Annotated in this window: 24 protein-coding genes; 12 read left to right on the top strand and 12 right to left on the bottom strand. The window is 62.4% G+C overall.

Annotated features, from left to right (window positions below):
- Positions 1 to 10 precede the first annotated feature (10 nt).
- The gene (locus tag H8B03_RS13485; RefSeq protein WP_226925925.1) at positions 11 to 712 is read right to left on the bottom strand and encodes a GntR family transcriptional regulator; all 702 of its coding nucleotides are present in this window, start codon (positions 710 to 712) and stop codon (positions 11 to 13) included.
- Positions 705 to 3,578, bottom strand: coding sequence for an FAD-binding and (Fe-S)-binding domain-containing protein (locus tag H8B03_RS13490; protein WP_193142402.1), 2,874 nt, complete (start codon positions 3,576 to 3,578; stop codon positions 705 to 707). The genes H8B03_RS13485 and H8B03_RS13490 overlap by 8 nt, the downstream gene beginning before the upstream one ends.
- A 135-nt stretch (positions 3,579 to 3,713) precedes the next feature.
- Here H8B03_RS13490 and H8B03_RS13495 point away from each other — a divergent pair, with 135 nt between their 5' ends.
- Positions 3,714 to 3,956, top strand: coding sequence for a hypothetical protein (locus H8B03_RS13495; RefSeq protein ID WP_193142403.1), 243 nt, complete (start codon positions 3,714 to 3,716; stop codon positions 3,954 to 3,956).
- A gap of 162 nt (positions 3,957 to 4,118) precedes the next feature.
- Complete coding sequence (locus tag H8B03_RS13500) at positions 4,119 to 4,538, top strand: heme-binding protein (protein WP_193142404.1); 420 nt, start codon at positions 4,119 to 4,121, stop codon at positions 4,536 to 4,538.
- 39 nt (positions 4,539 to 4,577) lie between these two features.
- Here the strand turns inward: H8B03_RS13500 and H8B03_RS13505 are convergent, their stop codons facing one another.
- The 3 genes from H8B03_RS13505 to H8B03_RS13515 all read right to left on the bottom strand — a co-directional run bounded on the left by H8B03_RS13505 (position 4,578) and on the right by H8B03_RS13515 (position 7,025).
- Positions 4,578 to 5,405, bottom strand: a complete 828-nt coding sequence (locus H8B03_RS13505) for a sulfite exporter TauE/SafE family protein (protein WP_319022483.1) — start codon at positions 5,403 to 5,405, stop codon at positions 4,578 to 4,580.
- 63 nt (positions 5,406 to 5,468) lie between these two features.
- Entirely contained in the window at positions 5,469 to 6,152 is a 684-nt protein-coding gene (locus H8B03_RS13510; protein WP_193142405.1) for a fumarylacetoacetate hydrolase family protein, read from the bottom strand.
- A gap of 192 nt (positions 6,153 to 6,344) precedes the next feature.
- Complete coding sequence (locus tag H8B03_RS13515) at positions 6,345 to 7,025, bottom strand: FadR/GntR family transcriptional regulator (RefSeq protein WP_193142406.1); 681 nt, start codon at positions 7,023 to 7,025, stop codon at positions 6,345 to 6,347.
- A gap of 135 nt (positions 7,026 to 7,160) precedes the next feature.
- Here H8B03_RS13515 and H8B03_RS13520 point away from each other — a divergent pair, with 135 nt between their 5' ends.
- From H8B03_RS13520 to H8B03_RS13540, 5 genes are all read left to right on the top strand, one after another.
- Positions 7,161 to 8,087 (top strand): fumarylacetoacetate hydrolase family protein, encoded by a 927-nt coding sequence (locus H8B03_RS13520; protein ID WP_319022484.1) that lies wholly within the window; start codon positions 7,161 to 7,163, stop codon positions 8,085 to 8,087.
- Between the two features lie 72 nt (positions 8,088 to 8,159).
- Positions 8,160 to 9,188: an ABC transporter substrate-binding protein gene (locus tag H8B03_RS13525; protein WP_193142407.1), complete on the top strand. Its 1,029-nt coding sequence runs from the start codon at positions 8,160 to 8,162 to the stop codon at positions 9,186 to 9,188.
- On the top strand, positions 9,185 to 9,994 hold the full coding sequence (locus H8B03_RS13530; protein ID WP_193142408.1) for an ABC transporter ATP-binding protein: 810 nt from the start codon (positions 9,185 to 9,187) through the stop codon (positions 9,992 to 9,994). The genes H8B03_RS13525 and H8B03_RS13530 overlap by 4 nt, the downstream gene beginning before the upstream one ends.
- The gene (locus H8B03_RS13535) at positions 9,991 to 10,857 is read left to right on the top strand and encodes an ABC transporter permease (RefSeq protein ID WP_319022485.1); all 867 of its coding nucleotides are present in this window, start codon (positions 9,991 to 9,993) and stop codon (positions 10,855 to 10,857) included. The genes H8B03_RS13530 and H8B03_RS13535 overlap by 4 nt, the downstream gene beginning before the upstream one ends.
- Positions 10,847 to 11,923 (top strand): Ldh family oxidoreductase, encoded by a 1,077-nt coding sequence (locus H8B03_RS13540; protein ID WP_319022486.1) that lies wholly within the window; start codon positions 10,847 to 10,849, stop codon positions 11,921 to 11,923. Before H8B03_RS13535 ends, H8B03_RS13540 begins: the two co-directional genes overlap by 11 nt.
- A 269-nt stretch (positions 11,924 to 12,192) precedes the next feature.
- On the opposite strand, the gene H8B03_RS13545 is transcribed toward H8B03_RS13540, so the two are convergent.
- From H8B03_RS13545 to H8B03_RS13575, 7 genes are read right to left on the bottom strand one after another with little or no spacing between them, the layout of a single operon-like run.
- Entirely contained in the window at positions 12,193 to 13,059 is an 867-nt protein-coding gene (locus H8B03_RS13545) for a dioxygenase (protein ID WP_193142409.1), read from the bottom strand.
- Between the two features lie 11 nt (positions 13,060 to 13,070).
- Positions 13,071 to 14,375 (bottom strand): TRAP transporter large permease, encoded by a 1,305-nt coding sequence (locus H8B03_RS13550; protein WP_193142410.1) that lies wholly within the window; start codon positions 14,373 to 14,375, stop codon positions 13,071 to 13,073.
- A complete protein-coding gene (locus H8B03_RS13555) occupies positions 14,372 to 14,923 on the bottom strand; it encodes a TRAP transporter small permease subunit (RefSeq protein WP_193142411.1) in 552 nt (183 codons plus the stop codon). Before H8B03_RS13555 ends, H8B03_RS13550 begins: the two co-directional genes overlap by 4 nt.
- A gap of 33 nt (positions 14,924 to 14,956) precedes the next feature.
- A complete protein-coding gene (locus H8B03_RS13560) occupies positions 14,957 to 16,030 on the bottom strand; it encodes a C4-dicarboxylate TRAP transporter substrate-binding protein (RefSeq protein WP_193142412.1) in 1,074 nt (357 codons plus the stop codon).
- A gap of 41 nt (positions 16,031 to 16,071) precedes the next feature.
- Positions 16,072 to 16,530 carry an OsmC family protein gene (locus H8B03_RS13565; protein ID WP_193142413.1) on the bottom strand — a complete coding sequence of 153 codons (459 nt, stop codon included), beginning with the start codon at positions 16,528 to 16,530 and terminating at the stop codon, positions 16,072 to 16,074.
- A gap of 14 nt (positions 16,531 to 16,544) precedes the next feature.
- The gene (locus tag H8B03_RS13570; protein WP_193142414.1) at positions 16,545 to 17,210 is read right to left on the bottom strand and encodes a malonic semialdehyde reductase; all 666 of its coding nucleotides are present in this window, start codon (positions 17,208 to 17,210) and stop codon (positions 16,545 to 16,547) included.
- A complete protein-coding gene (locus H8B03_RS13575; RefSeq protein WP_193142415.1) occupies positions 17,207 to 18,091 on the bottom strand; it encodes a fumarylacetoacetate hydrolase family protein in 885 nt (294 codons plus the stop codon). The genes H8B03_RS13570 and H8B03_RS13575 overlap by 4 nt, the downstream gene beginning before the upstream one ends.
- Positions 18,092 to 18,177: 86 nt before the next feature.
- Here H8B03_RS13575 and H8B03_RS13580 point away from each other — a divergent pair, with 86 nt between their 5' ends.
- The 5 genes from H8B03_RS13580 (at position 18,178) to H8B03_RS13600 (ending at position 23,430) form a co-directional block, all read left to right on the top strand.
- Entirely contained in the window at positions 18,178 to 18,564 is a 387-nt protein-coding gene (locus H8B03_RS13580) for a YciI family protein (protein ID WP_193142416.1), read from the top strand.
- Positions 18,565 to 18,595: 31 nt separating this feature from the next.
- Positions 18,596 to 19,588 (top strand): MBL fold metallo-hydrolase, encoded by a 993-nt coding sequence (locus tag H8B03_RS13585; RefSeq protein WP_226925926.1) that lies wholly within the window; start codon positions 18,596 to 18,598, stop codon positions 19,586 to 19,588.
- Between the two features lie 163 nt (positions 19,589 to 19,751).
- The gene (locus tag H8B03_RS13590) at positions 19,752 to 20,441 is read left to right on the top strand and encodes a GntR family transcriptional regulator (protein ID WP_193142417.1); all 690 of its coding nucleotides are present in this window, start codon (positions 19,752 to 19,754) and stop codon (positions 20,439 to 20,441) included.
- 153 nt (positions 20,442 to 20,594) lie between these two features.
- Positions 20,595 to 21,911, top strand: a complete 1,317-nt coding sequence (locus H8B03_RS13595) for a malonyl-CoA decarboxylase (RefSeq protein ID WP_226925928.1) — start codon at positions 20,595 to 20,597, stop codon at positions 21,909 to 21,911.
- Positions 21,912 to 21,921: 10 nt separating this feature from the next.
- Positions 21,922 to 23,430, top strand: a complete 1,509-nt coding sequence (locus H8B03_RS13600) for a malonyl-CoA synthase (protein ID WP_193142418.1) — start codon at positions 21,922 to 21,924, stop codon at positions 23,428 to 23,430.
- Positions 23,431 to 23,724: the final 294 nt, after the last annotated feature.

The raw sequence follows: 23,724 nt of genomic DNA on the forward strand, positions 1-23,724 counted from the left end.
CCCGCCAGTGCTATTTGTCCGGGCCTTCGTCAGCCTCGTCCTCTATCGCTTTGATGTGCGCGGCGAATTTGTTCATCATGTGCTGCTTCATCACCTGGCCGAGGCTTTCGCCGTCACGCCGGCGCAGGGCCTCCATCATGCGGCCGTGTTCTTCGATGGCCTGCGCCCAGCGGTCGTCGGACAGATTGGCCATGAAGCGGGCGCGGCGCACCCTTGCTGCCAAAAGCTTGTGATGCGCTTTCAGGATGTCGTTGTTCGCGGCATGGATCAGGGCCTGGTGAATATCCTGGTTGGCCTGGAAATACGATTGCCGATCTCTTGCGTCGAAGGCTTTGGCCATCGCGTCGTGGCGCGCTTCGATCCATGCCATGCCCGCGGCATCGATATGGTCGCAGGCCAGTTCCCCGGCCAGTTGTTCCAGCCGCGCGATGACCGGAAAAGTGTTTTCCAACTCCTGCCGCGTCACTGTTGCGACGCGGGCGCCGCGATTGGCTTGCAGCACGACAAAGCCCTCCGAGGCGAGCACCTTGAGCGCTTCCCGCAGCGGTGTGCGCGATACGCCGAAAGACTCGCACAGCGCTTTCTCGGGCACCTTCTCGCCGGGCTTCAACGCGTCTTCGACCACGAGGTTGCGCAACCTGTCGACAAGTTCCTCGTGCAGGCTGGGCCGTTTGATGGTCTCGGTCAGGGGCATGGGTTTCGGCCTAATCATCAATCACCTGATCCAGCAGACGGGCAAGGTGCATCGCACGGCGCGGGGTGCCGTCGGCGATTTGGTGGCGGCACGAGGTGCCGTTGGCCACAACAACCGCGACTTCCGGAGCCGCTGCAAGCGCCGGGAACAGGTCGAGGTTCGCCATCTTGAGCGAGATGTCGATGGTGTCGGGCGCATAGCCGAAGGCCCCCGCCATGCCGCAACACCCGCTTTCGATCAGGGAAACCTCGGCCTGCGGGATACGGTTGAGCAGATCGAGCAAGGGCGTCACCGCATCATGGGCCTTTTGGTGGCAATGGCCGTGGACATAGATCGTCTTGTTCAGAGACTTCAGGGGCAGGTTCGCCCGTTGGACAAGGAACTCTTCGAATGTCAGCGCGGACTGCGCCAGTGCCTCGGCCTCCGGTCCGGGACACAAACCCAAGGCTTCATCTCGGAAGGTCAGGATCGACGACGGCTCAAGCCCCACCAGCGGAATGCCCTTGGCGACGGCTGCCGCCGTCGCGTCGATCACCCGCGCCACCTCGGCCCTTGCTTCTTCCACACAGCCCACGGCCAGAAGGGTCCGCCCGCAATCCAGCGCCCTGCCCGAGCCATCCCGCGCAACCGCAACCCGCAGGCCTGCTGCACGCAGCACACGCACGGCGGCGCCCAGGTTCTCCGGCTCGAAGTACCTGTTGAAGACGTCGGCGAACAGCAGGACGTCCGGGTTGGCCTCCTGCGCCTCGTCATCACGGAAAGGATTTGAGGACCAGACCGGAACAGCGCGGCGGTGCGAAATGCCAGTGATCCGCTCCGTCAGTTTGCGCACCAGCCCGATCCTGTTGCGCAGGTTTATCAGCCACGCGAATTTCGCAGCCGTCGGCGCATAGTGCGGCAAGTAGCCGACCATCTTGTCGGCAAGGGTCATCCCCCGTTGCTTGCGCCGTGCGGCCAGCACTTCGATCTTCATGCGTGCCATGTCCACACCGGTGGGACATTCGCGCCGGCAGCCCTTGCAGGACACGCAGTATTTCAGGGTGTCGTTCATGGCATCAGATGTCAGCCCGCCGGGCATCTGCCCGCTGATCGCAAAGCGCAGGGTGTTGGCGCGTCCGCGCGTGGTGTCACGTTCATTGCGGGTGGCGCGGAACGACGGGCACATGACGCCGCCCTTCAGCTTGCGGCAGGCGCCGTTGTTGTTGCACATCTCGACGGCACCCTGAAACCCGCCGCCGGCACCCGGCCATGCCGACCAGTCAAGCGCGGTTTCAAACTCCGGCACGGCGTAGTCGGGGCCATAGCGGAAGACCCTGCGGTCATCCAGGGCCGGGGCCTGCACGATCTTACCGGGATTCATCAGGCCGTCCGGATCGAAGCGCGATTTCACCGCTTCGAAGGCCGAAACGATCCGCGCGCCGAACATCTTTTCATGGAATTCCGAGCGCGCGATCCCGTCGCCATGTTCGCCGGAATGCGAGCCCTTGTAGCGTTTGACCAGGTCAAAGCACTCTTCCGCGATCGCCCGCATGGTCTTGACGTCCTTGTCCTGCCGCATGTTGAGGACGGGACGCACATGCAGACAGCCGACCGACGCATGGGCATACCATGTGCCCTTGGTGCCGTGCCGTGCGAAGATCTCGGTCACCCCTTGGGTGTAGTCGGCAAGATCGGGCAACGCGACGGCGCAATCCTCGACAAAGGAAATCGGCTTGCCTGCCTCTTTCATCGACATCATCACGTTCAGGCCCGCCTTGCGGTATTCGGCAATGGCGTTCTGCAAGGCGGTGTCGGTTACAGGAACAACGCCGCCCCAGCGGTCGCCTGCGCCGGTGAAGGCAAAGCCGTGATCGCCCATCAGCTGCGCCAGTTCTGCAAGCTTGGCGGCATTGGCCGCAGCACTGCCTTGTGCAAATTCGACAAGAAGCAGCGCGGCCGGGTCGCCTTCGACGAAGGCCTCGATGGTCTTGCGGAACAGCGGGATCTCGCGGCCCAGGGCAATCATCGTGTCGTCGATCAACTCCACCGCCTGCGGCATCAGCGTGACAAGATGCTGCGCGGCCTCCATCGCGGCATAGAAGGTCGGAAAGTGGCAGACACCGATGACCTTTTCCCCCTGCAGCGGCGCAAGGCTCAGCTCAAGTTCCGTGAAATAGGCCAGTGAGCCTTCCGAGCCGACCAGCAGATGCGCCATGTTCACATCCGCACCGGTCAGCACGTCGATGTTGTAGCCACCCACCCGGCGCTGCACGGTGGGAAAGCGCGCCGCAATTTCATCGGCCTCGCGTCGCCCCAGGGCACGCATGTCGCTGACCAGATCGGCATAGGACCCCGGCGCGGGATCATCCCGGTTGAACTGCGCCTTCGTTCCATCCGGTAGAAGGGCCGAGATCGCCCGCACGTTGTCGCGCATGATGCCATAGCGCAGGGACTTGCCGCCCGATGAATTGTTCGCGGCCATGCCCCCAAGCGTGCAGCGCGAGGCGGTGGAGGGATCCACCGGAAACCACAGCCCGTGCGGCTTCAGCGCGCGGTTCAACTCGTCCAGAACCAGGCCGGGCTGAACCCGTGCGGTGAGGTTTTCGGCGTCGATGTCCAGGATGCGGTTCAGGTGGCGGGTGTTGTCCAGCACGATGGCGCGGTTGACCGTCTGCCCGCATTGCGACGTGCCGCCACCGCGTGGAAGGATCGGAGTGCCTTCTTCGCGGGCGATGGCCATGGTTGCCTCGATATCCTCCACCGACCGCGGCACAACCACGGCCTCTGGCACCATCTGGTAGATCGAGGCATCGGTCGCGTAGCGCGCACGTGATGCGGCGTCGGCCATCACATCGCCCGTGACAGCCCCGCGCAAACGGCTGGAAAGACGGGCATTTTCACGCATGTGTCTTTGGGTTTCCCCTATTCCGGCACCGATTTCACTGCAGAAATTGGCGACTGACTGAATTATGAATTCATAATTACACCCTGGCAACAGGGGTTCGCGCCAGCCTACGGCGCCTTGGGAGGATCAAATCCGATGCGTCAGGCGGGAAAACACTTCTTCCAGGTTCCGGGGCCAAGCGCGGTGCCAGACCGCAGCCTGAAGGCCATCGACCAGCCAACCATCAACCACCGGAGGCCGGATTTGGCCCCGGTCGGCAAGAAGGCCCTTGCGGGGATGAAGTTGGTCTTCAGGACCGAGCGGGATGTGTTCCTCCTGCCCTCATCTGGCCCCGGCGCGGCGCTGGCCGCAATGCCGTGTCTCAAGACCTCGGAATAATCCCGGCACACCGCAGAAGAATGCCGCTAGGATGGGGACCATGGGAACGGAAATACCTCGCCCCCTGTCCCAGTTCTTGGTTGACCGTTTCCACAAGCCCATGGGTGCCCCCGCGCGCAGACAAACTGCCAGCGGGCCACCTGACCTTCAGAAAGCCCTGACATGAACCTTGACCTCGCCAACGCCCTGATCGCCGCCGCGCTTGACCATCGCCGCGCAAATCGCATGAACCCGCTGACAATCGCCGTGATCGACGCCGGCGGGCATCTGGTGGCGCTGCAACGCGAAGACGGCACCAGCAATCTTCGACCCGAAATCGCGCAGGGCAAGGCCAAGGGCGCGGTGGCCATGGGTCTTGGGTCGCGCGCGCTTTTCAACCGCGCGCAGGAGCAGCCGTATTTCATCGATGCGATGAACGCGCTCAACGGAGGCCATCTTGTTCCGGTTCCCGGCGGTGTCCTGATCGAACGCGACGGCATTCTGATCGGGGCCATCGGGATCACCGGCGACAGTTCGGACAATGATGAACGCTGCGCCGTCGCGGCCATCGAGCGGAATGGATGCAGCGCCAACACCGGGTAAGCCAGCCCCGCGCGACGGGTTGCCGGACCAGCAAGCCGGCTATGACCAGCCCACGGCCTTCCGGATCATGTTCAGCGCCATGAAGATCAGGAACACCGCAAAGTACCGCTTGAGCGGTCGGGGGTCTGTCCGATGCGCCAACCAGACGCCCAAGGGTGCTGTCAGCAAGGTCATCCCCACGATGATGGCAAAGGCGATCAGGTTGACCACACCGACCGTGTAGGGCGGCAGTGCATGTGTCGGCGGATTGACGAACAGGAACAGCACAACCGACGGCACGGCGATCAACACGCCAAACCCCGCCGCAGTCGCAACGGCCTGATGAATCGGCCGGCCAAACAGCGTCTGGAGCGTGACCCCGAAGGCCCCGCCCCCGATGCCCATCACGACGGACAGCCCCCCGACGGCCATGGCAAAGCCATGACGTAGCGCACCGGTGGGCATCGCCTCCCCCAGACGCCAGCTGTCCCGCGCCAGCAGCATGTAGCTTCCAACCAGCAACGCCAGAACACCGAAAACACCTTGCAGAACGGACGTGCGCAAAACGGTGGTTACGGACACGCCAAGGATGGCGCCTGCCACGATGCCCGGCGCCCAGCCTTTCAAGGTGTCCCATTGAACGGCGCCCTTGCGGTTGTGGCTGGCGACCGACCGCAGCGAGGTCACGACGATTGTTGCCAGCGACGTCGCGATGGAAATCTGCATGATGTAGTCGCCCCCGTATCCCAGGGAGGAAAACGCATAGTAGAAAGCGGGCACAAGGATGATGCCGCCACCGACGCCCAGAAGGCCGGCAAGGACGCCGGCCATCGCGCCGATGGCCACAAGGAATGCCAGCAATGGCACCGCTTCAGAAAGATCGGGCACGCTTGCCCCCCAAGGCTGCGCCAAAAGGGTCAAGGCGTGCCACGACCCGATATCGTGGCAGGATCACACGACCTTGACGTTGAGCGTCCCGACACCTTCGATGGTGGCTTCCATGACGTCGCCCGCCACAACAGCGTTCACACCCGATGGCGTGCCCGCCATGATGACATCACCGGCTGCCAATTCGAAATACTCCGACAGGTAGGAAATCATTTCCGGCACCTTCCAGATCATCTGGTTCAGGTCGCCTTCCTGCCGCAATTCACCGTTCACCAGAAGCGCCACGCGCCCCTGATCGGGATGACCGACCGCCGAAACCGGGCGCAGCGGGCCAACCGGACCGGAGCGTTCGAAGGCTTTGCCAATCTCCCACGGACGCCCCATCTTCTTCATCTGGCCCTGCAGATCGCGGCGGGTCATGTCGAGCGACACGCCATAGCCCCAGACATGGTCCAGCGCCTCGCTCAGCGGAATATTCGTGCCGCCGGATTTCAGGCCGACCAGCAGTTCCACTTCGTGATGCACATCTGAAGTATGCGGCGGATAGGGAAACTCCCCCGATGCATCCAGGTTGTTGGGGTTCTTCTGGAAAAAGAACGGCGGTTCACGATCTGGATCGTGACCCATTTCCACGGCATGGGCCGCAAAGTTGCGGCCGATACAATAGACGCGCCGCACCGGGAATTCCTTGCCACCCTCCGTCGGGATGACATGGACCTGAGGCGCGGGAATCACATAGTCGGACATTACTTTCCTCCTGGGCGTTTGATTTCCAGGTTCCGGTTGCGGAACCGTCGAACCGGTGATGACACGCGTCGCACTCCCCCGGCATGACACGGCCAATGTCGGTTTATTCGATGCGTATGCGCGGGATTTGCAAGCCGTCACAACGGCCGTGACGCCAACCATTTTCCCGATTGGTTCAGGCATTCGGCGCGGTCAGTCCTCCTCCGAAACGCTTTCGGGCAAGACACGAGAGTAGACCGAATGCAGGTGACGCCGCATCGCGCTGGCGGCAAGATCCCCCTTTCCGGCCGTGATGGCCGCTACGATTTCATCATGTTCGCGGAAACTGGAATAGTCGGCATCCGGCCCGAGCGTTTCACGCGGCTGTCCCCAGACGATGGACCGCCGCACCGAATTCAACGTTTCGAAAAAATACAGGAACAACTGGTTCTGCGTGGCGCGGGCGATTGCGTGGTGCAGGTTGTTGTCCCAAGCCTCGTACGTGCGCCAATCCACGGCGTTCCGGCATTTGTCAGCGCAGAGTTTCATCTGTTCGCGGTCTGATTTCCGGGCGTGGAGCGCCGCCAGTCGGCTCAGCTCCGGTTCGATATTCAGGCGGACCGCCACCACCTGTTCGGGCTTTATCAGGTCGCGCAGAAAGGTAACGTCCTGAAGATTGAGCACCGGCCGCGCGCCCACAAAGGTGCCCCGCCCCACATGACGCCAGATGCGGCCCTGGGCTTCGAGTTCGGACAGCGCCTTACGCATCTGGTTCCGCGTCGTCCCCAGGCGCTTGCACAACTCGCGCTCAGGCGGGATGCGGTCATTGTGCCGGTATCCCGCGTTGTCGATGAGGTCGCGCAGTCGTTGCGACAGGTCGTTCGTCCCGGCCATTAGCCCGCCCAATTCAGTGATTGGTTGATTGATCCACTCTCTGACTCGTTCAAACTACATGCAAGGAGTGTGGCGGTGAGTCGCAGGCTTTCTTGCGCAACCACCACAGAAATCAGCACGAGGGAGGATTGCCGAGTGCGACTGGCAACGGTTTCCGTGGACGGGCAAGAGGTTTGCGCGGCGGTATTGAACAACGACAAGATGATGGACATTGCCAAGGCGGCTCAGGGTCTGACAGGCCCCGGCGCCGGGGCGCTTCAAGGGGCCTCGATGCTGCGCCTCATCGAAGGCGGGGCCGATGCGCTTGTTGCCCTGAAGGACTTGGTGGCCGATGCCGAGGCCGGCAAGCACGCCGATGCGATTGTCCCGGCAGAGGCTGTCCTGCAAGCACCGATCCCGACACCGCGCAAGAACGTCTTTTGCGTTGGCCGAAACTATGCCGAACATATCGCCGAGGGCGACCGTGCCCAGAAGCAGAACGTCGGCGTGACCGAACATCCGGTCTTCTTCACCAAGCCCCCGACCGCCATCGTGGCACCCGGTGGCGATGTCCTGATCTTTCCGCAGGTGTCCACCAGCATCGACTACGAGGTCGAACTGGCCGTGGTCATCGGCACGGCTGGCCGCAACATTTCCAAGGCGGACGCCATGGATCACGTGTTCGGCTACACGATCCTCAACGATATCACCGCGCGGGATATCCAGCGCCGTCACGGTGGCCAGTATTTCAAGGGCAAGGGGCTCGATGGCTCCTGCCCGCTGGGCCCCTGGATCGAAACCGCCGACGCGATTGCCGATCCGCATGCGCTGTCGATCGGTCTGAAGGTCAACGGCGAACAACGTCAGGACGGCAACACCGCCGACATGATTTTCGACATTCCGACCCTTGTTGCGGCCCTGTCCGAAGGGCTGACGCTGCAACCGGGCGACATCATTGCCACCGGCACCCCCTCGGGCGTCGGCTATGCGATGGACCCACCGAAGTTCCTCAAGCACGGCGACACGGTGGTCTGTGAAGTTTCAGGGATCGGCACGCTCAGCAACACCGTGCGCGCCGTATAAAAGGTCTCTTCCTCGCCACCGCGTGGCTTGAGGAAGGGATTCATCAAAGGACCAATGGGAGGACCTAACACCATGATGAAGAGAAGAGCATTTACAGCCTCGGTGCTGTCGGCTGTGCCGGCAATATGCCTGATGGGAGCAACCGCCTTCGCGCAGGACTTGCGCGAGATCACCTTCGTTCAGCCAAGCCCGTCCGCAATTAACTCGTTCCCTGTCTTTGTCGCGATTGGCGAAGGCTACTTCGAAGAGGAAGGTCTGAAGGTCACGGTCGAGGCGATCAACGGCTCCGGCGCGGTGTTGCAGGCCCTGTCCGCAGGTCAGGCCCATTTCGGGCGACCCGGCCCCGGCCCGCTTATCGCGGCCCGCTCGCGCGGAGTGGAGGCCGTGCACATCTACAACGTGGCCGCCCGCAGCAACTTCGGGATCTCCGTGCAGGAAGACTCCGACTATCAGAACGTCGAGGAACTGCGCGGCAAGATCATCGGCACCGGCACCGCCGATGGCGCAGAAGTGGGCTTTGCCCGCAACGTGTTGACCAGCGCGGGCATGGTCGAAGGTGAAGATTTCGAATTCCTCACCGTAGGCGATGGCGGCCCCGCAACTGCGGCCTTCCTGAACGATGAAATCGCGGCCTATTCCGCCTCGACCGCCGACACGGCCATCCTGAACCAGCGTGGCATGAAGGTTCGTGACATCACGCCCCCTGAATTCGGACGCTTCTTCGGCAATGGCATTGCAACCATGGCCGACACCATCGCCAATGACCGCGAACTGGTCGAGGCCTGGAGCCGGGCCTTCGCCCGTGGTCATGCATTCGCACTGGATGACGCCAATCGGGAAGCCGTGCTTGCGCATCTGGCAGCGGGCAATCCGCAGGAAGGCGAAGATCCTGAATTCCAGTCCGCCCTGTTCGATGCGGTCCGGTCCAAGACGATCCCGCCCGAAGGTAGCCCGCATCTGGGTTGGTACCCGGCAGAGGTCTGGGCCGAATGGCAGGATGCCCTTGTCGCCGGGGGCGAGATTGCGGCCCCTCTTGATGACCTGGATGCCGCCTGGACCAACGAGTTCGCCGCCATGGGCAGCGAGGCCGCCGGCGGATGAACGCTGAAGTGGCAACTGATTACTCCGGCGCGCCCGTAGGCGCGCCGGTCTATGAGCTGACCAACGTCAGCAAGACCTATGCGCGCAACCTGGTGGTCGCGCTGGAGAAGGTCGATCTGACCCTGAAGAAAGGCAGCTTCACGTCCGTCATCGGGTCGAGTGGCTGTGGAAAATCTACCCTTCTCAAGGTCATGGCGGGACTGATCCCGCCGACGCAGGGCCGTGTTGTCTTGCAAGGCAAGCCGGTGACCGGCCCCCGCCGCGACATCGGGATGATGTTCCAGCAGGCGACGCTGTTTCCATGGAAGACGGCTGTCGAGAACATCGTGCTGCCGATCGAAATCCGCGACGGCAAGGCCGCTGCCCGGAAGGCCATGGACAAGGCGCATGAGCTTCTGGACATCGTGGGTCTGAAAGGGTTCGAAAACGTCTATCCGAACGAGCTGTCGGGTGGCATGGCACAGCGTGCCTCGATCTGCCGGATGCTGATCACCGAACCCGCCGTGCTTTTGCTGGATGAACCGTTCAGCGCGCTGGATGAGCTGTCTCGAGACATGATGAACATGGAATTGCAGCGTATCTGCATGGAGCAGAACGCGACGGCCTTTCTGGTCACGCACTCCATTCAGGAGGCCGTGATCCTGTCCGACGACATCGTCGTGATGAAACCACGGCCGGGCCGGATCGCCGAGATCGTGAAGGTCGACCTGCCGCGCCCACGCACGCTCGACATGATGACGACGCCGAAATTCGGCGAAATCGTGGATCACATCCGCGGCATGCTGGACAAGGGAGAGGACATGTGACCGAGCTTCAGACCAACCAGTCCGCCGACGTCGAGACGGTGCAAGACACTGTCTGGGTCCAGGAAATCGCCTTCATCGACTCGGTTCCGCGTTCGATCGCCATGACCTTCGTCTTCGTCATGTTCATCGGCACCTGGCAACTGGTGACGAGCTTTGGCCTTGTGTCCCCGATCATCCTGCCGACGCCGCTGGAAACGCTGAACGACATGATCTTCGTGGGCAAGAACCTCCTGACCGGCGGCTATATGCTCACCTCGCTCTGGATCACGATCAAGGAAGTGATCTATGGCTTCGCGCTGGCCATCGCCATCGGGTTCTCGCTGGGCGTTCTGGTCGGTGAAACGGCCTTTGGTGAAAAAGCCGTGATGCCCTATCTGGTGGCGATCGACACCATGCCCAAGGTCGCCTTCGCGCCGTTGTTCGTCGCCTGGCTGGGCTTTGGCATCGAATCCAAAGTCGCCCTGGCGGCCTTCATCGCGACCTTCCCCATTGTCGTCGGAACCGCGGCGGGTCTGCACGCCGCAGATGAAAACGCGCGGATGCTGTTCAAGACCATGGGGGCGACCCGGATGCAGACCCTGATCAAGATGAAGCTGCCCACGGGCCTGCCGCAGATCTTCACCGGCGTGAAAATCGGCGCCGTTGGCGTCATGGCTGGCGCGATCACGGGGGAATTTCTGGGTGGCGGCAAGGGCTTTGGCGAGTTGATCCGGGTCGCGGCCTCGCAGCTCAACACGCCCCGGGTGTTTTCCCTGATCCTCTATCTCAGCCTTGTCGGACTGGCGTTGTACCTGATCGTGCAATGGACCCAACGCAAGGTTGTCTTCTGGCACAAGGAAAGGGTTGGCGCCGGTGACTACTGAGCTTTCTCCCATTGCCGTCGACCGACTGCGTGCGTTCGTGGCGCAGGCGCTTGCATCGCGCGGTGTCGTTGCGGCGGATGCGGAAACGGTCGCATCCCTCATGGTCGAGGCGGATATCTACGGCTACGGCACCCATGGCGTCTTTCGTCTGCGCCAGTACCTTGCCCGGCTTGCGGGAGGCGGCTGCAACCCCGCCTCCAACATCACCATCGCGCAGGAAACCGTCGCCACGGCGGTGATCGATGGCGATGACGGTCTGGGGCATTTGTCCATGGTTGCCGCCCGCGATCTGGCCATCGAAAAGGCCCGGGCCGTCGGTGTCGGATGGGTGGGCGTTCGGCGCGGCAACCACGCAGGCCCACTGGCGCTTTACGTCCGTCCGCTGGCCGAGGCCGGCTTGCTGGGCTTTTCGGCCGCCGTGGGCAGTGCCAACCACGTGCCCCCCTATGGAGGCACGGATCTGCTGATCGGCACCAATCCGATTGCCTTCTCTGCCCCCTCGACCGGGCCTGATCCCTTTGTCTTCGACATGGCGACCACCGTGGCGGCCATGGGCAAGATCAAGACCCTGTTGCAACAGGGCGAACCCATGCCCGAGGGCTGGATGGTGGGTCGCGACGGTCAACCCCTGACCGATCCCGCCCGCAAGTCCGAAGGCTTCCTTCTCCCCATCGGCGGGCCCAAGGGATACGGCCTGTCGCTGGCGATCGGCCTTCTGGCCGGGGTGCTGAACGGCGCCGCCTTCGGGTCTGACGTGGTGGATTTCACCAAGGATACGACATCTTCCACCAACACGGGGCAATTCGTCGTGGCGCTGGATCCGGCAGCCTTTGGCCTGCACGGCGATTTCGCGGAAGCCGCGGCGAGGGTCTTTGCCGAGATGCGCGCGTCAACCCCGCTGCCCGACCGTGATCCCGTGCGCATACCGGGGGATGGCAAGACCGCCATGGCCGCGATGCGCCGCACCACCGGGTTGACGCTGAACCCGGCGCTGCGCCGGGATCTGAACACCCTGGCGGCGGATTGCGGGATTGCCCTTCCTTTCCCGGACGACAAGACAGCCTGAACACTTTTTGACCTGGACGTCACAGCGCGGGTTCGCGCGGGGCATCCGGGATCTTGCGCAATTCTGAAAACCACGAACCTGGCTGAGGAAAAGAGCCCGCCGCCGCTGGCAGTGCTGTGGCCCGAAGCTTGTGGGCAGGATAAAGGGCCGATGGATCGCTCCGTCGGCCCCTTGTTGCGTGGTGCGCTGTGAAGGTGACACTGGGGTGATCGCGTGCCGGACACGCCGTTCACGGCGCCCCCTTAACGGTCGTCAAGCCGCCGCCCGCTCTATTCAGCCGCGAGGATGACGTCGAAGTTCACGTAAAGGAAGGGCGCATCGATCTTGCCCGACAGTTCCATCCCATCGGGGAATTCACCGGCGGGTTTTTCGACATAGGTCATGACCAGATCCTCGCGCACGCCAAAGACGGTATCCTCGTCAAGATACGGATCATCGTCGGGGAAAATTTCCGTCACGAGCGTCCGGAATCCGGGCGCCTTCACGATGTAATGCAGGTGCGATGGCCGCCACGGATGGCGACCGCAGGCCCGCAGGATTTCACCGACCGGACCATCCGACGGCACGGTGTATTCTACCGGCTTGACCGTCGTGAAGGCATAGCGGCCATCCGCACCGACGGTCATGAGACCGTGAAAGGAATAGGTGTCCTGGTTCTCGTCCTGGCTGGCATAAAGACCATTCGGGGCGGTTTGCCAGATATCGATCTCGGCGTTCGGAATGGGATTGCCATCGGTATCCCGAATAACCCCTTCGGCCAGCAACACCGGCCCGCCGAAATCGCGCTTCAGGTCGCCGCCAACCGCCAGCGGCGGGGCCCCCGATACGTGGAACGGCCCCAGCACCGACGAGGATGTCGCGTTGTCCTGGGAATGCAGCATGTCCACCAGCGACGACAGCCCCAGCACATCCGAGGCCAGAACGAATTCGTGCCTGTCCTCGGCCTCGACCGCGGCACAGCCTTGCAGGAACGCGATGCCGTGACGCCATTCTTCGTGCGTCAGGTTGGTCTCTCGCGCGAAGTCGTGAAGGTGCTGAACCAATGCGCTCATGACCTCCCGCGTTCGGGGTGCCATGTCGTTAGCCAGATAGCCTTTGAACACGTCCGTGATGTTGTCCTTGGTGACGTTGCGCATCGGATGTCTCCTTAGATGAGAGCAAGGCTGAGAATTGGGAACTGGATCAGGATCAGCAGGATGATCAGCATGACAAAGGCGAAGGGCAGTGCGCCCATGAACACGTCCTTGAGCGAAATGCTGTCATCATTCAGCGTCGATTTGATCACGAAGCACGAGATCCCCAGGGGCGGCGTGAGCAGCCCGATCTCGGCACCGACGACCGTGACGATGCCGAACCAGATCAGGGACATGTCAAGGGCTTCGACGAGCGGCAGGAACAGGGGCACGACGATCAGGATGATCGAGGCGGTGTCCAGAAGCGTGCCCAGAAACAGCATGAGCAGGATGTACAGGATCATGATGCCCCAGAACGAAGCCTCGCTGCCTGCCAGCAGGTCCTGCAACTGGTTCGGCAGACCGGCCATGCCCAGCATCCGGCTGTAGATCGAGGCGGCGGTGATCAGGAACAGGATCGCCGCGGTGATGTGGCCGGTCTCCAGCAAGGCGTCCCAGAAGGTTCGCAAGCTCATCGAGCGGCGCACCAAAGCGATGATCAGGGCGACCAGAGCACCGGCGGCGCCGGCCTCGACCGCGGTCAGCCAGCCGGTGTAGATGCCCCCCAGTACGATGGTGATCAGGAAAACCGTCGGGAGGGTCTTGGAGGCGATCTCGCGCCCCGACATCCATTCGGTGTCCTCGACCATGCGGCCCCCGACGAAACCGGGCGTGTAGCGGCCCATGACCCAGATCGCCCCCACATAGGCAATGGCCAGCATGATGCCGGGGATGACACCGGCGAGGAACATGTCGCCCACCGATTGCTCGGACACGAAGGAATAGATGATCAGCATCGCCGAGGGCGGGATGATCATCCCCAGCACCGAGGATCCCGCGACTACGCCCACCGCAAAGCGCGGGTTGTAGTCCTGGGCGATCATCTGCGGAACCGAGACCTTGGTGAAGACCGAGGCGGAGGCAATCGAGGATCCGGTCACCGCGGCGAAGACGGCATTGGCGCCAACCGTTGCCATGCCGATGCCGCCCTTCACCTTGCGGAACCGCAAGGTCATGACTTCATAGATGTCCCTGCCCAATCCGGCCTTTGAAACGATCAGCCCCATGAAGGTGAACAGCGGGATCGTGGCGAAACTGTATTCCATCGCCGAATCGCCAACGGCGACTTTCAGCAGGTTCAGGGCCAGGGTGAAGTTGTCGCGCATCAACCAGATCGAGATGAACGACACCATCCCCAGGGCCACGGGAATGTAGACCCCGGCATAGATCAGGAAAACGATCGCGGCGACCGAGATCAGGCCAATTTCAATCGGGCTCATGTTTTGGGCTCGTCATGTTCGGGAACGCGGACCAGTTGCGGCCGATCCTGCGCTGAGACAACTTTGAGGATGAAGATCACACAGGACAGGGCACAGCCGAGCGCGATCACCAGTTTCACCGGCCACCACGGCAGGGTGAACAGCCCCGGAACGCCGAAATAGTCCTGCGTTTCCCACATGTGCAGGAACTCGGGGAACATGATGTAGGCGATCAGCGCCATGAAGATGGCCGAGACCGCGTTGATGATCCGCCGCAGTCCAGAGGTCAGGCGCGGTCTGCGGTCGTGCAGCAGGTTCAGAAACCCGTCCGAGCGTGTCAGCCGGTCAACCCGCACCACATCGGCCAGTTGCAGAAAGACGATAAACACCACCGAGAATTGAACGATTTCGTAGGTGCCCTTGAGCGGGGAACTGAAGACCCCCCGCGCAATGACATCGACGTTGAGGATGACCACCAACGCCAGAACCGCGAGGGTTCCGATGGCGTTGGCAGCGATCGCAAGGGCATTGGCGACCCGGCTCAGGCCGAGCGTCACGGTTTTCAGCATGTTGTCGGCCTCGGTTGTCGGGTCGCCATGGGATCAGGGCTGGGTCCAGTCGCGCACGCCGACAAAGCCTTCGGCTTCCAGCTTGGCCAGATAGGCTGCCAGCATTTCGCTGCCCGGTTCGCCCGCATCATTCAGGGTCTGCGCCCATTCCTGCGCAATGTTGGGCATCGCTGCTGCCCAGGCCGCGCGATCCTCTTGCGAGACTTCGACAATGGTGCCACCTGCCGCGACATAGGCCGCTTCGGAGTCCGCCGCGATATCCATGGCAATGCCGGCGAGATGGTCGCGGTATGCAACGGCAACCTCTTGCAGCACGCCTTTCACTTCGTCGGGCAGGCCATTCCAATAGTCCTGGTTGACCGTGACCGTCTTGGTGTTCACCGCGCCCAGATCGACGCTCAGCATATAGGGCGCAACTTCCGAGATCTTGAACGTCGCGCCGGCTTCGGGCCAAAGCATGGCAGCATCGACAAGGCCGGTCTGCACCATGTTGTAGAAATCGGTCAGCCCGCCACGCACGCCGGCCGCCCCATTGATGCCTTCGAGATAGCGCAGGTTCATCCCCGCGCCCGCGATCTTCTTGTTCTCAAGATCCTTGAGGCTGGCGACTTCGGACGACGAAAACACCTGATAGCTGTCCAGCACCACTCCGGTCGCCAGGTAGACCTGGTTCTGGGCCGCAAATTCGTTCTGCATTGTGGGGAATTCGCGCGCGATCTCGTCCACGGCCTTTGCCACGGCGCGGGCATCCGATGACACGAAGGGCGTCACGGCGGAAATCCCCTGGCTGGGCAGTTTGGACGAATGGAAGATCGTTGTGACGATCCCGATATCGCCCAGCCCCAGTTGGATGCCTTCCAGCACCCCGCGCGGCTTCACGATGGACCCGCCATAGTTCTCTTGCCAGTCCATGACGTAGTTGCCGTTCTCGGCCAGACGGCGGTCGACTTCGGGAATGAAGAAATTGCTGAATTCCCGCACCCAGAGCGAGCGGTCGGGGTAGCCGTCAATCACGACCGCGGAAATCGTTTCTTGCGCGACGACGGGCATCGCGGTCATGCCCGCCAGGGCAACCCCCATGAGGCAGCGTTTGCTCCAGTTGATCATTTGTTTTCCTCCCAGAAATTCGGACGTTTCGCCCGGTTGCTTCAGTTGGTCTTCACCCAGGTCACCGTCAGGTCCGTCCCTGCCGCCACGAAAAGCTTGGCGATGGCACAGTACTTTGCGGTTTCGGCACCGACGCGATCCAGGTCCTTCTGGTTCGCCGGCGTGGTGCAGTTCACGGTCAGGGCGATCGCGGGAAAAGGCAGGTCGATTTCCTCTTCCATCAGGACGCCGCGCCGATCGAACCGGGCGGCCGCGTCGATGGTCACGTCGCCCAGATCGATGCCAAGACGGTGCGCGTTCTTGTGGCCGATCACATTGGTGCAGGCGATCAGGGACGCCACCGCGGCCTCGGTCGGCGACGGTCCCAGATTGGTGCCGCCGCGTTCCTTTGGCTCATCGATGACCACCTGCAGATCGCGCAGGGGAATTTCGGTGCGCGCATGTGTCGGACATTGCGCCGTGGTCCGATATGTCACGACAGACTTTGGTTTGATTGCCATGGTCTTTCCCACCTTCAGGCGAAGCTGCAGACTTGATCGAACGAGAACCGCGGCAACTTCTGGAACAACGCGCTTTCGTCGGCGTAGCCGAGGTTGCACAGGAAATTCGATTTCAGCGGTGTGCCTGCAAAGAACTCCTCATCCACGATGGCGTTCGAAAACCCTGACATCGCGCCCACATCCAGACCAAGCGCCCGCGCCGCGATCATCAGATACGCGCCCTGCAGCGTGCCGTTTCGAAACGCCGTGGTCTCGCAATGCTCGGGCTTGCCTTCGAAATGCGGGCGGCGGTCTTCGTGCGGGAAGAGGAACGGCAGATGCTTCCAAAAATCGATGTCATAGGCCACGATCACCGTGACCGGCGCGGCCATCATCTTGTCGATGTTCTTTGCCTTGAGGGATTTGGCCAGCCGCGCCTTGCCCTCTGGCGACTTCACGAAAACGAAGCGTGCCGGCAGCGTGTTCATGCTGGTGGCCCCGTTGATCGTGATCTCGAACAGCTCGTGCAGCAGCTCATCGCTGACCGGCTTGTCCGTCCACGCATAGTGTGAGCGGGCGCCGCGCAGCACCACGTCGATCGCGTCGTCAGACAGGCGTTCAAGCCGCTGCCGCAAGTCGCGAACATCGGCCTGCGCCTTCGCCCGCGCCTCTTCCAGCGCCTTGCCGACGGGCGCGGTCATTCTGCAGCCACTTTCACGGGCAGGTCCTTTTCGTCGATGACGGGGCTGGAACAGATGCCGATGCCTTCGATCTCGATATCGACAACCTCTCCGGGCTTCAGCCAGCGCGGATTGGGCTTCTTGGCATGGCCAACACCCGGCGGTGTGCCCATTGCGATCAGATCGCCGGGTTCCAGCGTGGTGTATTCGGAAATCGTGGCGATGGTCTGGGCCACCGACCAGATCATGTTGCCGGTGTTGGAGGACTGGAGGATCTCCGTCCCGACCCGGCTTTCGATCTTCAGACCGCCAGCACCCTGGGGCAGGTCATCCGGCGTCACGACAAACGGGCCGATCGCGCCGGTGTTGTCAAAGTTCTTGCCGGGGGTCCATTGATGCGTCTTGCGCTGGTAGTCGCGCACCGAGCCGTCGTTGAACACCGTGTAGCCAAAGACATGATCCAGCGCATCGGCTTCGGAAATATGCCGCCCGCCCTTGCCGACGATCAGCATCAGCTCGGCCTCGTAATCCAGCCGTTCCGAACAGCTTGGACGCACCATGGGCGCACCGGCAGCCATGACCGAATTCCGGCCACGCATGAACAGCGCCGGGTAGTCGGGGATGTCATAGCCCCCTTCCTTGATGTGGTCGGTGTAGTTCAAGCCGAGGCAGATGATCGTGCCCGGTGTCGCAACGGGCAGCGCAGGAATGATTGACGTGACCGCAACACGGGGGGCGTCGGCAAGGTCTCCCGCAATCGAATCCAGCAAGGACGGATCGCGGATCAGTGCCATGAGATCGACCCCGATCGCCGGGTTCAGTGCGGTCAGATTCACCGCTGTATCGCCCTCGACAGCGTACACCGCCGCACCAGAATGGTCAGAACCAACCAGATATCGCATATTCTTCTTCCTTGTCAGTTGAAGGATTTTTGCCTATTATTTCTGTATATGTCAACTTATATCGATTTTTTAGAGGGAGGCCAACCATGGTTGCATGGGCGGACTACAAGGCAGAAGCCAAGTCACGCGGGGCGTTGGCGCTGGAGCTCTACGTCGCGATATCCACGCCGGCGAAAGCTCCCCAGGACGTCAAGGCCTCCCTGCCTGATCATCTGGCCTACCAGGGTCAGCTGGAGCGTGACGGCAGCCTCGCCTTTGCCGGCCCCATGTCCGACGAAAGCGGCCAGCAGATGGAAGGCATGGGACTGATCATCTATCGCGCCGACAGCCTGGAGGCAGCGCGTGCGCTTGCTGACAAGGATCCGATGCACCTGTCCGGCGCCCGGTCCTATGTGCTTCGTCGCTGGATGATCAATGAAGGGTCCATCACCCTGACTGTCGGATTGTCCACGAATGCCGTGGCCCTGTCGTGATCCGGCCCGACACCGCAACTGGAGGAAGATCATGACCCAACGCCCGAAACGACGCCTGACCGCGCTTGCTGCGGCCCTTGCCACCCTGGGCATGGCGCAACTGCCCTCGCTCGCCGAGGCCGACAGCGTCACCGCAACCGGAACCGACATGGTCGTCACCCTTCTTGGCACTGGCACGCCGGCACCGGTGTTGACGCGTTTCGGCTATTCCACGCTGGTATCGGCTGGCGGGCATCTGTTGCTGTTTGACATCGGCCGCGGCGCCACCCAGCGGCTGTGGCAGGTCGGCCTTCTGCCCGGCGACGTGGACGAGGTCTTTGTCACCCACTACCACTCGGACCATGTGATCGGTCTTCCCGACCTCTGGCTGACGTCCTGGCTGGTGCCCTATGGTGCAAATTCCGAGCCGTTCCGCATCACCGGGCCCACGGGTCTGTCCAAGCTGACAGAAGGCCTGACCATGGCCTACGGTGACGATATCAGGATCCGCGTCGCCGATCAGAACCTGCCCGCCGCCGGGGTCGCGTTTGACCTGAACGAGTTCTCCGAGGATGGGGTGGTTTTTGACAAGAACGGCGTGACCGTCACCGCCTTTACCGTGAACCACGGTGAAAAGATCAAGCCTGCCGTCGGCTACCGGATCGACTACGCGGGGCACTCGGTGGTGCTCAGCGGCGACACCAGGAAGGATAACGCGGTGATCGACGCCGCCACCGGCGCGGACCTGCTTGTGCACCAGGTGGCTATGGCGGCACAGGCCATCGCTGACAGACCCCCGATCAAGGCGATCATGGGGCACCATACCCTGCCCAACGAAGCGGGCGAGGTGTTCGCCTCGGCGGAACCGGGGCTTGCGGTCTTCTCGCACTTCGTTCTGCTTGGCCCGCCGGGTGCCGCGCCAACGGCCAGCGACGTTCTGGCTCTGACACGTACGACCTATGACGGTCCGCTTGAGATCGGCGAGGATCTGATGACGATCACCATCGGCGACGAAATCCGGGTCGGCACGGCTGACACACGCTGAATTCCCTTATCGGGCAGGCGCCGGGAACATCCGGCGCTTGCGACAACCGAGGCATGACAATGGCCATTCAACAGTATTATTTTGATTGCGATTATTCGCGCTTCGCCCCGCACGACGAACGCAAGCGCTTTGCTTTGCAGATCGAGCAGGATACGAGATGTTCATGATCGAGCCGCTTCCAGAGACCTCCCCCGCAGTACCGCCAGCGTCCGTGTCGGCCACGCAAGGCGCTTATCAGGCGATCCGTCAGATGATCATCACCGGCGAGTTGGCGCCGGGCGAGAAGCTGAAGATCGAGCACCTGAAGGACCGGATGAAAACCGGTGCCTCGCCGATCCGCGAGGCGCTGACGCTTCTGGTTTCGGACCAACTGGTCGAGCGGCTTGACCAGCGCGGCTTTCGCGCCGCCCCGGTCAGCCAGGAGAATTTCGGCGAAATCCTCAAGCTGCGTTGCGCGCTGGAGGATATGGCCCTGCGCGACTCCCTCGCCTGCGGCGACAACCCGTGGGAAGAAGCGCTGGTGCTGGCCCATCACCGCATGGCCCGTGTCAACGGCGGCGAGCTGACCACCTTTGAAACCTGCCACAAGGCGTTCCACATGGCGCTGCTGGCGCGGTGCCGCTCGCCGATCCTGCTGCGCTATTGCAGCCAGCTCTATGATCTCAACGTGCGCTACCGGTATCTTGCGGCGCGGTCGCGCAAGTACATTCGTCGCGACGTAGCCGGGGAACATCAGGGCATCCTGGACGCCGCCGTGGCACGGGATGCCGATCTCGCCTCTGAACGGCTGCTCGACCACTACCAAAAGACCGGAACCTTTCTGGCCGAGACCCCGGATGCGTTGCAGGAGTAATCCCAGTCTGGGCGGGCCGCGCCGTCGCCCCGGTCCGGAAGGCAGGAAGGCGGTCGGACGGCGCGATCCGTTGGCCCTCTTTCCATTTTGTTGACGACAAAAATGTTATTCGTCTTGAATTATCGATTTTATAGCGCGAGGCTCTAGATCGACATGCAGAAAATCCAATCGAGCTATCTGGTCGATCTGCTTTCGACCATCACGGCCCGTCCGCGTCTGGGTGGTCGGCCGTCCGACCGCCGCTCTCTGCGAGAACTGTGCGATCTGTTGCTGACCGATCTTGGCGATGTGCAGTCAAGCCAGGTCTCGCGCGCCCTGCTGGCGAAATACAGTGACCTGACCGCCGAAGAAAAACTTGCCTTCTTCGAGATGTTGGCGCGAGACTTCGACATTGATGCCCCACAACTTGCCGACCTGGCGACGCAGTACGCCGCAGAAAAATCGGCCGACACATTGGCCAAGGTCATCGCCTGCGCCGAGCCACGCCGTCAGGAATTGCTGCGCCGGCTGAACCGGGTGTCCGGGGCCACGGCCGATCTGGTTGCGATGCGTCTGGAACTTCTGGCCGCGATGCGCGATGCACCCGAACTTGAGGTGATCGATTTCGATTACCTGCATCTGTTCCGGTCCTGGTTCAACCAGGGCTTTCTGGTGCTGCGCCGGATCTCGTGGGACACCCCCGCCAGCATTCTCGAAAAGATCATCGCTTATGAGGCGGTCCATGCGATCAACAGTTGGGAAGAACTGCGCCGGCGACTTCTGCCCGAGGATCGCCGCTGCTACGCCTATTTCCACCCCGCCATGCCGGATGAGCCGCTGATCTTCGTCGAGGTCGCGCTGACCGAGGGCATTGCGGGCAACATCCAAGATGTTTTGGCCGAGGACCGGCCTGCGCTGTCGCCCGAGAAGATCGATACCGCGGTCTTCTATTCGATCTCAAACTGCCAGAAGGGGCTGCGCGGCATTTCCTTCGGCAATTCGCTGATCAAGCAGGTGGTCGAAGACCTCAAGACCGCCCTGCCCGGCCTGACCACCTTCGTCACCCTTTCCCCGATCCCCGGCTTTCGTTGCTGGGCTGAACGTCAGCTTGCCGAACTGCCAGAAGGTGCGGCAGACACCGCCCCGCTGGCCCGCGCCATGGCCGCCGCCGAAGACGGTGAAGCCGGGGCCGAAGCCTTGCGCGGCTATGTGGCCCGCTACCTGATCGAGGAAAAACACCCGCGCGGCGGACCGCTCGATCCGGTGGCGCGCTTTCACCTCGGCAATGGCGCACTGGTGCATGAGATCAACCTCGGCGCCGATCTGTCCGCCAACGGGCTGCGGCAATCCTGCGGGGCGATGGTCAACTATCTCTATGATCCCGCCCAGATCGACCGCAATATCGAGGGCCATTCGGCCAGCGGTTCGGTCGCCCATACACGCGCGCTGGCCAGCCTGCTGAAATCACATGCCGCCAAGACAAAGAACTGAGACACCAGACATGACCAACTATCTTTTCGACAGCCTTTTCGGACGCCACGCGACAAGCGAGGCGCCTTTTCTGCTGCTGCCCGACGGCGAGGCGTTGACCTACAGGGATTTCCTCACGCTTTCGGCGCGCATGGCCAATGTGTTTACCGATCTGGGGCTGGAAAAGGGGGACCGGGTTGCGGTGCAAACCGGAAAGTCCGCGCAGGCGCTGGCCATCTACGCCGCCTGTTTGCGCGCCGGTCTGGTGCTGTTGCCGCTCAATACCGCCTATACGCCGTCCGAGCTTGGGTACTTCATCGGCGACGCCGAGCCGGGACTGGTGATCTGTGATCCGGGCAAGGAAGACGCGATTGCGCCTCTGCTGTCGCAAGACACGACCCTGCTGACCCTCGACGCACAAGGCGCGGGCAGCCTGATGGACCGGGCACAGGCGGCAAGCGCGGACCAGGCGCCCCTGCCCTGCGGCCCCGAAGACCTGGCCGCGATCCTGTATACATCCGGCACCACCGGACGCTCCAAGGGCGCCATGCTGAGCCATGACAACCTGCTGTCGAACGCCCAGTCATTGGCCGATCTGTGGCGCTTTTCGGACAGCGACGTGCTGCTGCATGCGCTGCCGATCTTTCACACGCATGGGCTGTTCGTGGCCGTCAATGTGGTCGCGCTGACGGGCGGCGCGATGCTGTTTCATCCCGCGTTCGAAATCAATGCCATCATCGCCGACCTGCCCCGCGCCACGGCGCTGATGGGCGTGCCCACCTTTTATACCCGGCTTCTCGGCGACGATCGGTTCACCGGGGATCTGGTGGCGCATATGCGGCTTTTCGTGTCCGGCTCGGCGCCGCTTCTGGCAGAAACGCACACGGAATTCGAAAGCCGTACCGGTCACCGGATCCTCGAACGCTATGGCATGACCGAGACGAACATGAACGTCTCAAACCCCTACGACGGCGCCCGCCGCGCCGGCACCGTCGGTTTTCCACTGCCGGGCGTCGATCTGCGCATCACCGACCCCGAGACCGGCAAGGTGCTGCCCGACGGCGACATCGGCATGATCGAAGTGCGCGGTCCAAACGTCTTCAAGGGCTACTGGCGGATGCCGGAAAAGACCGCCGAGGAACTGCGCGAGAACGGCTTTTTCATCACCGGCGATCTCGGCCAGATCGACGAGCTTGGGTATCTGTCGATTGTCGGCCGGCAGAAAGACCTGATCATCTCGGGCGGCTACAACATCTACCCCAAGGAAATCGAGGTTCTGCTCGACACCTTGCCCGGCGTGGGCGAATCCGCCGTGGTCGGCGTGCCGGATGCCGATTTCGGCGAGGCGGTGATCGCTGCCGTTGTTCCCGCCACCGGCGCCACCCCCGACCCGGAAGCGTTGCTGGAGGCGCTGCGCCCGCAACTTGCCCGGTTCAAGCACCCGCGCGCCATTCGCATTCTCGATGAACTGCCCCGCAATACGATGGGCAAGGTGCAAAAGAACCTGCTGCGCGAGGCATTCACCGGGAAAACCGCCTGACCCTCCGGGCCGCCCTGCGATACCGCCGGGACTGCCCCGACCGCCGCCTGTAGAACAGCGGTGATCGGCCGCCGCCCAATGTGACGCGGGTTGGGACATCGACCGCATCCGGGTCGCGATCGTGAACTGAAATCCCTCGGAATTGCCGCGTTCGCGCGGGACGTGGCGGCCTTCCGCGCACAGCAGGGCACTGTGCGATTCGGGCAGGCACCACGGGGTCCAGCAGCCCCCTCCCGACCAGTTTTCACCCTCAAATCAGCATTTTCCCTAGATTTCAGCGCCAGATCGATACGA

It is taken from the genome of Meridianimarinicoccus sp. MJW13 (assembly GCF_014901205.1).
GTDB lineage: Bacteria > Pseudomonadota > Alphaproteobacteria > Rhodobacterales > Rhodobacteraceae > Meridianimarinicoccus.

Coding starts and splice junctions, on each gene's coding strand:
- H8B03_RS13545 (WP_193142409.1), bottom strand. CDS start 13,059: ATGCGCAACGTCACCAAGGACAACATCACGGACGTGTTCAAAGGCTAT.
- H8B03_RS13485 (WP_226925925.1), bottom strand. CDS start 712: ATGATTAGGCCGAAACCCATGCCCCTGACCGAGACCATCAAACGGCCC.
- H8B03_RS13560 (WP_193142412.1), bottom strand. CDS start 16,030: ATGATCAACTGGAGCAAACGCTGCCTCATGGGGGTTGCCCTGGCGGGC.
- H8B03_RS13525 (WP_193142407.1), top strand. CDS start 8,160: ATGATGAAGAGAAGAGCATTTACAGCCTCGGTGCTGTCGGCTGTGCCG.
- H8B03_RS13595 (WP_226925928.1), top strand. CDS start 20,595: ATGCAGAAAATCCAATCGAGCTATCTGGTCGATCTGCTTTCGACCATC.
- H8B03_RS13515 (WP_193142406.1), bottom strand. CDS start 7,025: ATGGCCGGGACGAACGACCTGTCGCAACGACTGCGCGACCTCATCGAC.
- H8B03_RS13570 (WP_193142414.1), bottom strand. CDS start 17,210: ATGACCGCGCCCGTCGGCAAGGCGCTGGAAGAGGCGCGGGCGAAGGCG.
- H8B03_RS13565 (WP_193142413.1), bottom strand. CDS start 16,530: ATGGCAATCAAACCAAAGTCTGTCGTGACATATCGGACCACGGCGCAA.
- H8B03_RS13585 (WP_226925926.1), top strand. CDS start 18,596: ATGACCCAACGCCCGAAACGACGCCTGACCGCGCTTGCTGCGGCCCTT.
- H8B03_RS13550 (WP_193142410.1), bottom strand. CDS start 14,375: ATGAGCCCGATTGAAATTGGCCTGATCTCGGTCGCCGCGATCGTTTTC.
- H8B03_RS13495 (WP_193142403.1), top strand. CDS start 3,714: ATGCGTCAGGCGGGAAAACACTTCTTCCAGGTTCCGGGGCCAAGCGCG.
- H8B03_RS13580 (WP_193142416.1), top strand. CDS start 18,178: ATGGTTGCATGGGCGGACTACAAGGCAGAAGCCAAGTCACGCGGGGCG.
- H8B03_RS13590 (WP_193142417.1), top strand. CDS start 19,752: ATGATCGAGCCGCTTCCAGAGACCTCCCCCGCAGTACCGCCAGCGTCC.
- H8B03_RS13555 (WP_193142411.1), bottom strand. CDS start 14,923: ATGCTGAAAACCGTGACGCTCGGCCTGAGCCGGGTCGCCAATGCCCTT.
- H8B03_RS13575 (WP_193142415.1), bottom strand. CDS start 18,091: ATGCGATATCTGGTTGGTTCTGACCATTCTGGTGCGGCGGTGTACGCT.
- H8B03_RS13530 (WP_193142408.1), top strand. CDS start 9,185: ATGAACGCTGAAGTGGCAACTGATTACTCCGGCGCGCCCGTAGGCGCG.
- H8B03_RS13510 (WP_193142405.1), bottom strand. CDS start 6,152: ATGTCCGACTATGTGATTCCCGCGCCTCAGGTCCATGTCATCCCGACG.
- H8B03_RS13490 (WP_193142402.1), bottom strand. CDS start 3,578: ATGCGTGAAAATGCCCGTCTTTCCAGCCGTTTGCGCGGGGCTGTCACG.
- H8B03_RS13500 (WP_193142404.1), top strand. CDS start 4,119: ATGAACCTTGACCTCGCCAACGCCCTGATCGCCGCCGCGCTTGACCAT.
- H8B03_RS13600 (WP_193142418.1), top strand. CDS start 21,922: ATGACCAACTATCTTTTCGACAGCCTTTTCGGACGCCACGCGACAAGC.